Source organism: Thiohalobacter sp., assembly GCF_027000115.1.
Classification (GTDB): Bacteria; Pseudomonadota; Gammaproteobacteria; order Thiohalobacterales; family Thiohalobacteraceae; genus JALTON01.
Genome location: NZ_JALTON010000054.1, coordinates 47549 through 60138, shown reverse-complemented (window position 1 = coordinate 60138; position 12590 = coordinate 47549). Strand labels below are relative to the sequence as shown.

General features: G+C 68.3%; 9 protein-coding genes. All 9 read left to right on the top strand.

The window, feature by feature from the left end:
• Positions 1–30: 30 nt before the first annotated feature.
• The 9 genes from lpxB to eno all read left to right on the top strand — a co-directional run bounded on the left by lpxB (position 31) and on the right by eno (position 12579).
• Positions 31–1185, top strand: coding sequence for a lipid-A-disaccharide synthase (gene lpxB / locus MVF76_RS10830; RefSeq protein ID WP_297528995.1), 1155 nt, complete (start codon positions 31–33; stop codon positions 1183–1185).
• Entirely contained in the window at positions 1182–1790 is a 609-nt protein-coding gene (rnhB, locus tag MVF76_RS10825) for a ribonuclease HII (RefSeq protein WP_297528993.1), read from the top strand. The genes lpxB and rnhB overlap by 4 nt, the downstream gene beginning before the upstream one ends.
• A gap of 109 nt (positions 1791–1899) precedes the next feature.
• Positions 1900–2559: a hypothetical protein gene (locus tag MVF76_RS10820; protein ID WP_297528991.1), complete on the top strand. Its 660-nt coding sequence runs from the start codon at positions 1900–1902 to the stop codon at positions 2557–2559.
• Positions 2560–2668: 109 nt separating this feature from the next.
• Positions 2669–6175 carry a DNA polymerase III subunit alpha gene (dnaE, locus tag MVF76_RS10815; RefSeq protein WP_297528988.1) on the top strand — a complete coding sequence of 1169 codons (3507 nt, stop codon included), beginning with the start codon at positions 2669–2671 and terminating at the stop codon, positions 6173–6175.
• 78 nt (positions 6176–6253) lie between these two features.
• A complete protein-coding gene (locus MVF76_RS10810; RefSeq protein WP_297528986.1) occupies positions 6254–7216 on the top strand; it encodes an acetyl-CoA carboxylase carboxyltransferase subunit alpha in 963 nt (320 codons plus the stop codon).
• Positions 7217–7226: 10 nt separating this feature from the next.
• The gene (gene tilS / locus MVF76_RS10805) at positions 7227–8582 is read left to right on the top strand and encodes a tRNA lysidine(34) synthetase TilS (RefSeq protein WP_297528984.1); all 1356 of its coding nucleotides are present in this window, start codon (positions 7227–7229) and stop codon (positions 8580–8582) included.
• Positions 8583–8719: 137 nt separating this feature from the next.
• A complete protein-coding gene (locus tag MVF76_RS10800) occupies positions 8720–10369 on the top strand; it encodes a CTP synthase (RefSeq protein WP_297528983.1) in 1650 nt (549 codons plus the stop codon).
• Positions 10370–10405: 36 nt separating this feature from the next.
• A complete protein-coding gene (gene kdsA / locus MVF76_RS10795; RefSeq protein ID WP_297528982.1) occupies positions 10406–11248 on the top strand; it encodes a 3-deoxy-8-phosphooctulonate synthase in 843 nt (280 codons plus the stop codon).
• A 47-nt stretch (positions 11249–11295) separates the two neighbouring features.
• Positions 11296–12579 (top strand): phosphopyruvate hydratase, encoded by a 1284-nt coding sequence (gene eno, locus MVF76_RS10790; RefSeq protein ID WP_297528981.1) that lies wholly within the window; start codon positions 11296–11298, stop codon positions 12577–12579.
• Positions 12580–12590: the final 11 nt, after the last annotated feature.

The following is a 12590-nucleotide window of genomic DNA, read 5'->3' as shown; positions in this document are numbered from 1 at the left end:
ACCTTCCCGCCTTTTTCCCGGAGTCGTTCCATGGTGAGCGAACGGCAGGGGCGCTTGCGGCTGGGCCTGGTCGCCGGCGAGATGTCCGGTGACCTGCTGGGCGGGGCGCTGCTGGAGGCGCTTGCCGAGCGCTGCGGCAGCCTCGAGGTCAGCGGCATCTGCGGTCCGCGCATGCAGGCGGCGGGCTGCCGCAGCCTGTATCCCCTGGCGTCGCTGTCGGTGATGGGACTGGTGGAGGTGCTGCGCCATCTGCCTGGCCTGCTGCGCCTGCGACGCCAACTGGCCCGGCGCCTGCTGGCCGAGCGGCCGGCGGTGTTCGTCGGTGTCGACGCCCCTGATTTCAATCTGGGCCTGGAGCGCCGCCTGCGGGCCGGCGGCATTCCCACGGTGCATTTCGTCAGCCCCTCGGTGTGGGCCTGGCGGCGCTACCGGGTGCGGCGCATTGCGCGCAGCGTGGACCTGATGCTGACCCTGTTTCCCTTCGAGGCCGACTTCTACCGCGAGGCCGGCGTGCCGGTCCGTTTCGTCGGTCATCCCCTGGCCGACGAGATCCCTGACCGGGTCGATGCATCCGCCGCCCGGGCCGCGCTGGGGCTGGGCGAGGGACCGCTGATTGCGCTGTTGCCCGGCAGCCGGCGCGGCGAGGTGGGCCGGCTCGCCGATGTCTTTCTGGGCGCCGCTCGCTGGTGCCTCGAACAGCGGCCCTCGCTGCGTTTCGTCGCGCCCATGGCCAGCGCCGAGGTGCGTGCCGATTTCGAGGCCGCCCTGTCGCGCCAGGACGGCCGCCTGCCGGTGACCCTGCTGGACGGCCGCGCCCGCGAGGCCATGGCCGCGGCCGACGCGGTGCTGCTGGCCTCGGGTACCGCGACGCTGGAAGCCATGCTGCTCAAGCGGCCCATGGTGGTGGCCTATCGGGTGGCACCGCTCACCCACCGGCTGCTGCGGCGGCTGGTGGCGGTGGACCGCTTCGCGTTGCCCAACCTGCTGGCCGGGGAGACGCTGGTGCCGGAGTTCATCCAGGACCGGGCGCAACCCGAGGCGCTGGGTTCGGCGCTGCTGGGCTGGCTGGACAACGCGACCGCCCGCAAGGCGCTGGTCGCGCGCTTCGATGCCCTCCACCACCAGCTGCGCCGCGATGCCGCGCGGCAGGCGGCCGAGGCGGTGCTGTCGGTGGCGCGGCCATGAAGGTGTTGCCGCCCCTGCCGGACTGCCCGGTGGCCGCGCCCTGGCTGGCCGGCGTCGACGAGGTCGGGCGCGGCCCGCTGGCCGGCCCTGTGATCGCCGCAGCGGTGATCCTGGATCCCGAACAGCCCATCGATGGACTGGCCGACTCCAAGCGGCTGAGCGAACGCCACCGCGAGACGCTGGCGGTGGAAATCCACGCCCGCGCCCTCGCCGTCGGTCTGGGACGCGCCGAGGTCGAGGAGATCGACCGCATCAACATCCTGCAGGCCAGCCTGCTGGCCATGCGCCGCGCGGTGCTGGCGCTGGGCGCCGCCCCGGAACGGGTGCTGGTGGACGGCAACCGCTGCCCCGAGGGCCTGCCCTGCCGCGCCGAGGCCGTGGTCAAGGGCGACCAGCGGGTGGCGGTCATCAGTGCCGCCTCCATCGTCGCCAAGGTGGCCCGGGATCGCGAGATGGTGGCCCTGGACGCCGAGTACCCCGGCTACGGGCTGGCCGGGCACAAGGGCTATCCCAGCCCGGCCCACCTCGAGGCGCTGGCCCGGCTCGGGCCGAGCCCGGTGCACCGGCGCAGCTTCGGCCCGGTGCGTCGGCTGTGCGAGCCTTGAAGGCGGTTTCGCGTGGTTTCGGTTGCCCACCCCCCAATTCGTGTTTAACCTCGGAGAACGGGTGGTCAAGTCCCAGTGAACAGGGGCGGAACGACTGCAGAGGACAGCGATGACCAACCCCCAAATGCTGCTGCTGTTGTTCGGGCTCGAGGTCGGGCTGGCCGCCGTCGTGCTCGGCGGCCTCCTGTGGTGGCGGCGACGGCAGCAGAGAGCCCGGTCGGGCGGAAGCGAAGACATCGAGGACGAAGACCACCCGCCCCCCTCGTTGTACCTGGAGCGTGAACTGGCGCTGACCCGCTCCCGGATCGAGGCGCTGGGCGATGCGGCGCCGGATACCCTGCGCATGAGACTGGCCTGGTTGGGTCTGGAGCGGGAGATCGCGGAACAGAACGGGAGCGGTGTCGACGAGGCCTTCTGGGAGGCTCTGCCCGGTCGCATCGAGACGATCCTGCCACGGGCCCCGGCCGCACAGGACGTATCGGCCGGGGCGGAGGGTCCGGAGGTGGCAGAGACCTCGGCAGTGGATCAGGATAAGGTCGACGCCGGTAGCGTCATTGAACGGCAGGCCCGGACCATCGACTACCTGCGCGGCTATATCGCCGAACTGGTGAAACGCGCCGGTGGCGACGAAGAGGGCACCGAGGAGGTCGAGGCAAGATTCGCCGAGATCGAGCGGGTGAACAGGGAACTCAAGACCTGTGTGCAAGTGCTCGAGGACGAGAACCAGTTCCTGCGTGACCAGATCGGCGAGCTGCTGAAGATGGAGTGAAGGAGGGGCAGCCTGTCAAGCTTGCATCGTGCCTGGCGAGGCCGCACACTCGACTGCCGTGGACACGCGGCGCCACTGCCGCGCATTAACCACCGCTAGCCGGGTTTTCATGGCCGTTTCCTTCGTTCATCTGCGCCTGCACACCGAGTATTCGCTGGTCGATGGCATCGTGCGCATCAAGCCGCTGGTGCAGGCCGCCGCAGCCGCCGGCATGCCCGCGGTGGCGGTTACCGACCAGAACAATCTCTTCGCCCTGGTCAAGTTCTACCGGGCGGCCATGGCGGCCGGCATCAAGCCCATCGTCGGCGTCGACCTGCAGGTGCAGGATCCCCGGGCAGGCGAGGATCCGGGCGCCCTGGTGCTGCTGTGCCAGAATCGCCAGGGCTATCTGAATCTGTCCCGGCTGGTGTCCCGGGCCTATACCGAGGGCCAGCAGCGTGGCGTTCCGGTCATTGACAAGGCCTGGCTCGAAGGGGCGACGGAAGGACTGATCGCCTTGTCCGGTGGCCGAGAGGGTTCGGTGGGTCGCGCCCTGCTCGGTGGCCGCGAGGCCGAGGCGGCCGATCTGCTCGCCGACTGGCAGCGCCTGTTTCCCGATCGCTTCTATCTGGAGTTGCAGCGCACCGGCCGCGAGGGCGAGGAAGACTATCTCCATGCCGCGGTGGCGCTGGCCGCGGCACAGGGCGTGCCGGTGGTGGCCACCAACGACGTGCGCTTCCTGCGCCCCGAGGAGTTCGAGGCCCACGAGGTCAGGGTCTGCATCCACGACGGCCGTACCCTGGACGATCCGCGCCGGCCGAAGCGCTACAGTCCCCAGCAGTACCTGCGCAGCCCCGAGGAAATGGCCGAGCTGTTCGCCGACATCCCCGAGGCCCTGGCCAACTCGGTGGAGATCGCGCGCCGCTGCAATCTCGAGCTCACGCTCGGTACCTATTACCTGCCCAACTTCGAGATTCCCGCCGGGCTGACCATGGACGAATACTTCCGGCAGCAGGCGAAGGAAGGACTGGAGCGGCGGCTGGCGACCCTGTTCGATCCCGGGGCGCCGGATTTCGCCGAGCGCAGGCGACCGTACGACGAGCGCCTGGAGATCGAGCTCGACGTCATCATCCAGATGGGCTTTCCCGGCTACTTCCTCATCGTCGCCGACTTCATCCAGTGGGCCAAGGCCAACGGTGTGCCGGTCGGGCCCGGGCGCGGTTCGGGCGCCGGCTCGCTGGTGGCTTATGCGCTGACCATCACCGACCTCGATCCCATCGCCTACGACCTGCTGTTCGAGCGCTTCCTCAATCCGGAACGCGTGTCCATGCCGGACTTCGACGTCGACTTCTGCATGGAGGGGCGCGACCGGGTGATCGACTACGTGGCGCGGAAGTATGGCCGGGACAAGGTATCCCAGATCATTACCTACGGCTCCATGGCCGCCAAGGCCGTGGTGCGCGATGTCGGCCGCGTGCTCGGCCACCCCTATGGCTTCGTCGATCGCATCGCCAAGCTGATTCCCTTCGAGATCGGCATGACCCTGGACAAGGCGCTGGAGCAGGAGGAGGCGCTGCGCGAGGTCTACGAGCAGGAAGAGGAGGTCGCGGCCATCATCGACATGGCGCGTTCTCTCGAAGGGCTGGCGCGCAATGCGGGCAAGCACGCCGGCGGCGTGGTGATCGCGCCTTCGCGGCTGACCGACTTCACCCCGCTGTACTGCGAACAGGGCGGCCAGAACCTGGTCAGCCAGTTCGACAAGGACGATGTCGAGGCCGTGGGCCTGGTCAAGTTCGACTTCCTCGGCCTGCGTACCCTGACCATCATCGACTGGGCGCTGAAGACCATCAATGCCCAGCGCGAGGCGGACGGCCAGCCGCCGGTGGCCATCGAGCGCATCCCGCTCGACGATGCGGATGCCTTCGAACTGCTCAAGGCCTGCCGCACCACGGCCGTTTTCCAGCTCGAATCCAGCGGCATGAAGGACCTCATCCGTCGCCTGCAGCCGGACAGCTTCGAGGATATCGTGGCGCTGGTCGCGCTGTTCCGTCCGGGGCCGTTGCAGTCGGGCATGGTCGACGACTTCATCGCCCGCAAGCACGGTCGGCAGAGGGTCGAGTATCCGCATCCGGACCTCGAGCCCATCCTCAAGCCCACCTATGGCGTCATTCTGTATCAGGAGCAGGTGATGCAGATCGCGCAGGTGCTGGCCGGCTACACCCTGGGCGGCGCCGACCTGCTGCGTCGCGCCATGGGCAAGAAAAAGCCCGAGGAGATGGCCAAGCAGCGCGAGATCTTCACCCGTGGCGCGCTGGAGCGTGGCGTGGACGAGAAGACCGCGACCTACATCTTCGACCTAATGGAGAAGTTTGCCGGCTATGGCTTCAACAAGTCCCACTCGGCGGCCTATGCGCTGGTGTCCTACCAGACCGCCTGGCTGAAGGCCCATTACCCGGCCGCCTTCATGGCCGCCGTGCTGTCGGCGGACATGGACAACACCGACAAGGTGGTGACCCTGATCGACGAATGCCGGGAGATGAAGCTGGGCGTGGTGGAACCGGACGTGAACCGTTCCGACTACCGCTTTACCGCGCAGGGCGGGGACACCATCGTCTACGGCCTGGGTGCCATCAAGGGCGTCGGCCAGTCGGCCATCGAGGCCATTCTCGCCGAGCGTGGCGAGAACGGCACCTTTGCCGACCTGTTCGACTTCTGTCGCCGGGTGGATCTGCGCAAGGTCAACCGGCGCGTGCTGGAGGCGTTGATTCGTGCCGGCGCGCTGGATCGTCTCGGCCGCAACCGTGCCAGCCTCATGGCCGACCTGCCCGCGGCGATCCGTCTCGCCGAGCAGCACGAGCGCGATAGCGGCATGGGCCAGAGCGACCTGTTCGGCAGCAGCGGGCCGGCACCGGTGGAGGCGCCGATCGAACGCGCCGAGCTGGCGGAATGGGACGAGGAGACGCGGCTGCAAGGGGAGAAGGAAACCCTGGGCCTGTATCTCACCGGTCATCCCTTTGCCCGCTACGAGGACGAACTGGCCGGCATCACCAGTGGCCGTCTGGCCGCGCTGCTGACAGAGGGCGGCAACGGTGCCGAGCCGCCGGGGCGACGCGGCGAGCGCCAGGTGACCGCAGCGGGCCTGGTGGTGGCACTGCGGGTGCGCAACACGCGGCGTGGTCGCATGGCCTTTCTCACGCTGGACGATCGCAGCGCGCGCCTCGAGGTGCGGGTGTTCTCGGATGTCTTCGAGCATTGCCGCAACCTGCTGGCGAAGGATCGGGTGCTGGTGGTGCGCGGCGGTCTGGGGCTGGACGACTACTCCGGCGGCTACCAGCTCACGGCCGAGGAGATTCTCGACATCACCCATGCCCGCGAGGCCTTCGCGCGGCGGCTGGTGATCTCCGTGGACTCGGGGCGTGCCGGCAACGGCTTCGTGCGCCATCTGGAGGAAACGCTGAAGCCCTTCCGCGAGGGCCGCTGCCCGGTCTGGGTCGACTACCGCAATGGCAGCGCCCGGGCCGAGCTGGCCCTGGGCGAGGAATGGCGGGTGCATCCCGCCGACGAATTGCTCAGCCGGCTGGGTGAACTGGCCGGACCGGAGGCGGTGCGGCTGGAGTACGCGGGCGAGCACCCTTGACCGGCGTCGTGCAGCCCCCAGGCTAACCCGGTACAATCCGCGGACGGATGCAGCGCGCCGGGCGCGGGAACTGGACGCATGAACCTGAATTTCCTGGATTTTGAACAGCCGATCGCCGAACTTGAAGCGAAGATCGAGGAACTTCGCTTCGTGGGCAACGATGCCGAGATCAACATCACGGAGGAGATCGCGAAGCTGCAGGAGAAGAGCCGCTCACTGACCGAGTCCATCTTCTCGAAGCTGACGCCCTGGCAGATCGCCCAGCTCGCGCGGCATCCACAACGTCCCTATACCCTGGATTACATCGAGCGCATCTTCACCGACTTCGAGGAGCTGCACGGCGATCGTGCCTATGCCGACGACCCCGCTATAGTCGGGGGTCCAGCGCGACTGGATGGCCAGCCGGTGATGGTCATCGGCCACCAGAAGGGTCGCGACACCCGCGAGAAGCTCAGGCGCAACTTCGGCATGCCGCGGCCCGAGGGCTATCGCAAGGCCCTGCGGCTGATGGAGATGGCGGAACGGTTCCGGATGCCGGTGTTCACCTTCATCGACACGCCGGGCGCCTATCCCGGCATCGGCGCGGAGGAACGCGGACAGAGCGAGGCCATTGCCCGCAACCTGCAGGCCATGGCCGAGCTGGCAACGCCCATCGTCTGTACCGTGATCGGCGAGGGCGGTTCGGGCGGCGCGCTGGCCATCGGGGTCGGCGATCGGGTGCTGATGCTGCAGTACAGCACCTACTCGGTCATCTCGCCCGAGGGCTGCGCATCCATTTTGTGGAAGAGTGCCGAGAAGGCGCCGGAGGCGGCCGAGGCCCTGGGTATCACCTCCGGCCGGCTGCTGGAGCTGGGTCTGATCGACGGTGTCATCGCCGAGCCCCTGGGTGGGGCGCACCGCGATGTCGACGCCATGGCTGCCGCCATCCACGACGAGCTGGTGACCCAGCTCGACGCCATCAAGACACTCGACCCGGAGGCGCTGCTGGAGGCCCGCCATCGCCGGCTGATGGGCTACGGGGTCTTCGAAGAGAAGGCCTGAACCGGGCACCGTGACCGTGAGCCTGGACCCCGAACGCATCATCGAGCGGGTGCGGGCGGCCGCCCCCGGCGCGAGCGGCTACTGGGTGGCCTTCTCCGGGGGGGTCGATTCCAGCGTGCTGCTCGATCTGCTTGCCGAGGGTCGCGAACAGCTCCCTGCACCGCTCGCTGCGGTCCATGTCCATCATGGCTTGCAGGCCGAGGCCGATGCCTGGGCCGAGCACTGCGCGGAACGCGCGGCGCGCCTCGGCCTGCCGCTGGTCCGCCTCGCCGTCGATGCCCGGGCCGCACCGGGCGCCAGTCCCGAGGCGGCTGCCCGCGAGGCACGCTACCGGGTACTGGCGGACTGGCTCCCGGCGGGCGGCGCGCTGTTGTCGGCCCACCATCGCGACGACCAGGCCGAGACGCTGCTGCTGCAGTTGTTGCGCGGCGCCGGCCCGGACGGGCTGGCCGGCATGCCGGCGGTCGCGTCATTGGGTCGTGGGGTGTTGCTGCGGCCGTTGCTGGATGTCCCCCGGACCCAGCTCGAGGCCCGGGCGCGGGTCCGCAGTCTGGTCTGGAGCGAGGACCCCAGCAATGCCGACCGCCGTTTCGATCGCAATTACATCCGTCATGAACTGCTGCCGATGCTGGAGACGCGCTGGCCGGCCGCGCGCGCGGTGATCGCCCGCGCCGCCGGCCTGCAGGCGGAGGCCTCGCGCCTGCTGGCGCAGGTGGCGGAACAGGATCTGGCGGTGGTCGCCGGACGCGTGCCGGGGACGCTGGACTGCGAGCGGCTGCTGGCGCTGGATGCCGACCGCCAGCGCAACCTGCTGCGCCACTGGCTGCGCCGGGCCGGTCTGCGGCTGCCGTCGCAGCGGGTGCTGGAGCACCTGCGGCGGACGGTTCCGGCGGCGCGCCCGGACGCCATGCCCGTTGTCCGCTGGGCGGGCGGGGAGGTGCGTCGGCATCGCGGGCTGCTGTATGCCATGGCACCGCTGCCTGCGCCGGCCCTGGCCGGTCGTCACGGCCTGTGGCACGGCGAAACCCTGAAGCTGCCGGAACTGGGCGGCACGCTCCAATGGATGCCGGGCGAAGGGGTGGACGCGAGCCTGATCGGGGCGGGGTTGCGGCTGGAACTGCGTCGCGGCGGGGAACGCCTGCGGGCGGTGGGCCGCCGCGAGCACCAGAGCCTCAAGCATCTGCTGCAGGCGGCCGGTATTCCACCCTGGGAGCGTGAACGGTTGCCGCTGCTGTATGCCGGCGACCGTCTGGTCGCGGTGCCTTCGCTGTGGGTGGCGGAGGGCTGCCAGGGCCTGCCCGGCGGGCGGGCCGGCATGCCGCGCTGGAGTCGCCTCGAACCCTTTGTCCGAAGTCGCCCAGATTGAGCCGCCCCCGGCCTTCTGGTATCGTTCAATCCCGTCCCGAGCGCGCACTGCTCATCAGCCTGGCCCGCCCTTTCTCCGTGCGGTCGGCGGCTGGCCGAGGGTCGCGGTCCCTGTCCGTCCAGACTGTTCGAGAGTCCATGACCCGATACATCTTTATCACCGGTGGTGTCGTTTCCTCGTTGGGGAAGGGCATCGCAGCGGCCTCGCTCGGCGCGCTGCTGGAGGCCCGTGGGCTGAAGGTCACGCTGCTCAAGCTCGACCCCTACATCAACGTCGATCCCGGCACCATGAGCCCCTTCCAGCACGGCGAGGTGTTCGTCACGGCGGACGGCGCGGAGACCGACCTCGACCTGGGTCACTACGAGCGCTTCGTGCGTACCACCATGACGCGCAAGAACAATTTCACGACCGGCCAGATCTACGAGAACGTGATCCGCAAGGAGCGGCGCGGCGAGTACCTGGGCGGTACGGTGCAGGTGATTCCCCACATCACCGACGAGATCAAGCGCAGCGTCCAGGCCGGGGCAGAGGATGCCGACGTGGCCATGGTCGAGATCGGCGGCACGGTGGGCGACATCGAGTCGCTGCCCTTTCTGGAGGCCATCCGCCAGATGGGGGTCGAACTGGGCCACGACAGGGCCCTGTTCATGCATCTGACGCTGGTGCCCTACATCGCGGCCTCCGGCGAGATCAAGACCAAGCCGACCCAGCACTCGGTAAAGGAACTGCGTTCCATCGGTATCCAGCCCGATATCCTGCTCTGTCGCGCCGATCGCAGGCTGCCGGATGACGAGCGCCGCAAGATCGCGCTGTTCACCAATGTCGAGGAGCGGGCGGTCATTTCCGCGCCGGATGTCGACAGCATCTACAAGATCCCCAAGGTGCTGCACGACCAGGGCCTCGACCAGATCGTGGTCGACAAGATGGGCCTGGACCTGCCGCCGGCGGATCTGTCGGAGTGGGACAAGGTGGTCCACGACATGGAGCACCCCGAGGCCGAGATCACGGTGGCCATGGTCGGCAAGTACGTCAATCTCACCGAGTCCTACAAATCGTTGTCCGAGGCGTTGATCCACGCCGGCATTCATACCCGGACCCGGGTCGATATCCGCTACGTGGATTCCGAGCGTATCGAGCAGGAAGGCACGGCGGAACTTGAAGGCGTCGATGCCATCCTGGTGCCGGGCGGCTTCGGCGAACGCGGTGTGGAGGGCAAGATCGCCGCGGTGCGCTTTGCCCGCGAGCGGCGGGTGCCCTACCTGGGCATCTGCCTGGGGATGCAGGTGGCGGTGATCGAATACGCCCGCCACGTGGCCGGCCTGGAGGGCGCTCACAGTACAGAGTTCCAGCCCGACACACCGGAACCGGTGATTGCGCTGATTACCGAGTGGGTCACCGAGGATGGCCGGGTGGAGAAGCGCAGCGCAGATTCCGATCTGGGCGGCACCATGCGCCTGGGCGCGCAGAAATGCCGCCTCAAGCCGGGTTCGCTGGCGCATCGCCTGTACGGAAAGGACGTCATCGAGGAACGGCACCGCCACCGCTACGAGTTCAACAACCGCTATCGCGAGCCGCTTTCCGAGGCCGGCCTGTCGCTGGCGGGCACCTCGCTGGACGGCGAGCTGGTCGAGGTGGTCGAGATCCCCGACCATCCCTGGTTCCTGGCCTGCCAGTTCCATCCCGAATTCACCTCCACACCGCGTGACGGTCATCCGCTGTTTTCCGGTTTCGTCATGGCGGCGCGCGCGCGCGAGGGCCGTCCCGACGAGGCGGCCGCCACTGCCTGAGCGGCATGACGTTTCGCCAACGAGCAAGGACTCCCCATGCAACTGTGCGGCTTTGAAGTCGGTCTCGACCGTCCCCTGTTCCTGATCGCCGGCCCCTGTGTGATCGAGTCCGAGCAGCTGGCGCTGGATACCGCCGGACAGCTGAAGGAAATGACCGCGGCGCTGGGGATGCCCTTCATCTACAAGTCGTCCTTCGACAAGGCGAACCGCTCGTCCACGCGCAGCTTTCGCGGTCCGGGCATGGAAGAAGGGTTGAAGATCCTGGACAAGGTGCGCAGCCAGATCGGGGTGCCGGTACTGACCGACGTGCACGAGGACACGCCGCTCGGCGAGGTGGCCGCGGTGGTCGACGTGCTGCAGACGCCGGCCTTTCTTTGCCGCCAGACCAATTTCATCCAGAATGTCGCCCGCCGGGGCAAGCCGGTGAACCTCAAGAAGGGTCAGTTCCTGGCGCCCTGGGACATGCAGAACGTGGTGGACAAGGCCCGCGAGGTCGGCAACGAGCAGCTGATGGTCTGCGAACGGGGCGTGTCCTTCGGCTACAACACCCTGATCTCGGACATGCGCGGTCTGGCCATCATGCGCGCCACCGGTTGCCCGGTGGTGTTCGATGCCACCCACTCGGTGCAGCAGCCGGGCGGGCAGGGGACTTCTTCCGGCGGCCAGCGCGAATTCGTGCCGGTACTGGCGCGTGCCGCGGTCGCGGCGGGTGTCTCGGGCGTGTTCATGGAGACGCACCCCGATCCGGACAAGGCGCTGTCGGATGGCCCCAATGCCTGGCCGCTGGGCCGCATGCAGGCGCTGCTGGAAACCCTGCAAGCGCTGGACCGCACGGTGAAGGCAGCCGGATTCCCCGAACAGGCGCTGATGCGGGAATAGGCGGCCGCGAGCATTCCTGAAACAAGAACTGGTCAACTGGAGTAAACATGTCTCAGATCACCAACATCCGCGGGCGCGAGATCCTCGATTCGCGCGGCAACCCCACCGTCGAGGCCGATGTGCTGCTCGAATCCGGTGCCGTGGGCCGGGCGGCGGTGCCGTCCGGGGCTTCCACCGGCACCCGGGAGGCCGTCGAGCTGCGTGATGGCGACCCGAAGCGCTACAACGGCAAGGGTGTGCTGAAGGCGGTCGGGCATGTCAACGAGGACATCCGCAAGGCGCTGCTGGGCATGGATGCGGCGGATCAGCGCGCCATTGACGAGAAGCTGATCGAGCTCGACGGCACGCCCAACAAGGGCCGTCTCGGTGCCAATGCCGTCCTGGCCGTGTCGCTGGCGGCAGCGCAGGCGGCGGCGCGTGAGGCCGAGCGGGCACTGTACCGGGTGCTCGGTGGCGAGGGCCCCTTCCAGCTGCCGGTGCCGCTGATGAACATCCTCAATGGGGGCGCCCATGCCGACAACAGCGTGGACCTGCAGGAGTTCATGATCGTGCCCGCCGGCGCGCCCAGCTTCCGCGAGGCGGTGCGCTATGGCGCGGAGGTCTTCCATGCGCTGAAGAAGGTCCTGTCCGATCGTGGCCTGAACACCGCGGTCGGTGACGAGGGCGGCTTTGCGCCCGACCTGCCGTCCAACGAGGCCGCGCTGGAGGTCATCCTGGAGGCCATCGACAAGGCCGGCTACAAGGCGGGCGAGGACATCTTCCTCGCGCTGGACGTGGCCAGCTCCGAATTCTACGGCGACGGCGAGTACCGCCTGGCCTCCGAGGCGCGCAGCTTCGACTCGGTGGGCTTTGCCGACTATCTGGCCGACCTCTGCGACCGCTATCCCATCATCTCCATCGAGGACGGCATGGCCGAGGACGACTGGGACGGCTGGAAGATCCTCACCAAACGCATCGGCGACCGCATCCAGCTGGTCGGCGACGACCTGTTCGTGACCAATCCGGCGATCCTGGCCGAGGGCATCGACAAGGGGGTCGGCAACGCCATTCTCATCAAGGTCAACCAGATCGGCACCCTGTCCGAGACCCTGGACGCCATCGAACTCGCCACCACCAACAACTACAGTTCCATCGTTTCGCACCGCTCGGGCGAGACCGAGGACGTGGTCATCGCCGACATCGCCGTCGGTACCATGGCCACCCAGATCAAGACCGGGTCCCTGTCGCGTTCCGATCGCGTCGCCAAGTACAACCGGCTGATGCGCATCGAGGACCAGCTCAAGGACAAGGGCAGCTACATCGGCCGCGCGGCCTTTCCGCGTCTCGGCTGAGGCCGGCGCGC

Excerpts from the sequence above, each read along its gene's own strand:
- kdsA (WP_297528982.1), top strand. The coding sequence starts at position 10,406 with ATGCAACTGTGCGGCTTTGAAGTCGGTCTCGACCGTCCCCTGTTCCTG.
- dnaE (WP_297528988.1), top strand. The coding sequence starts at position 2,669 with ATGGCCGTTTCCTTCGTTCATCTGCGCCTGCACACCGAGTATTCGCTG.
- rnhB (WP_297528993.1), top strand. The coding sequence starts at position 1,182 with ATGAAGGTGTTGCCGCCCCTGCCGGACTGCCCGGTGGCCGCGCCCTGG.
- MVF76_RS10800 (WP_297528983.1), top strand. The coding sequence starts at position 8,720 with ATGACCCGATACATCTTTATCACCGGTGGTGTCGTTTCCTCGTTGGGG.
- lpxB (WP_297528995.1), top strand. The coding sequence starts at position 31 with ATGGTGAGCGAACGGCAGGGGCGCTTGCGGCTGGGCCTGGTCGCCGGC.
- MVF76_RS10810 (WP_297528986.1), top strand. The coding sequence starts at position 6,254 with ATGAACCTGAATTTCCTGGATTTTGAACAGCCGATCGCCGAACTTGAA.
- MVF76_RS10820 (WP_297528991.1), top strand. The coding sequence starts at position 1,900 with ATGACCAACCCCCAAATGCTGCTGCTGTTGTTCGGGCTCGAGGTCGGG.
- eno (WP_297528981.1), top strand. The coding sequence starts at position 11,296 with ATGTCTCAGATCACCAACATCCGCGGGCGCGAGATCCTCGATTCGCGC.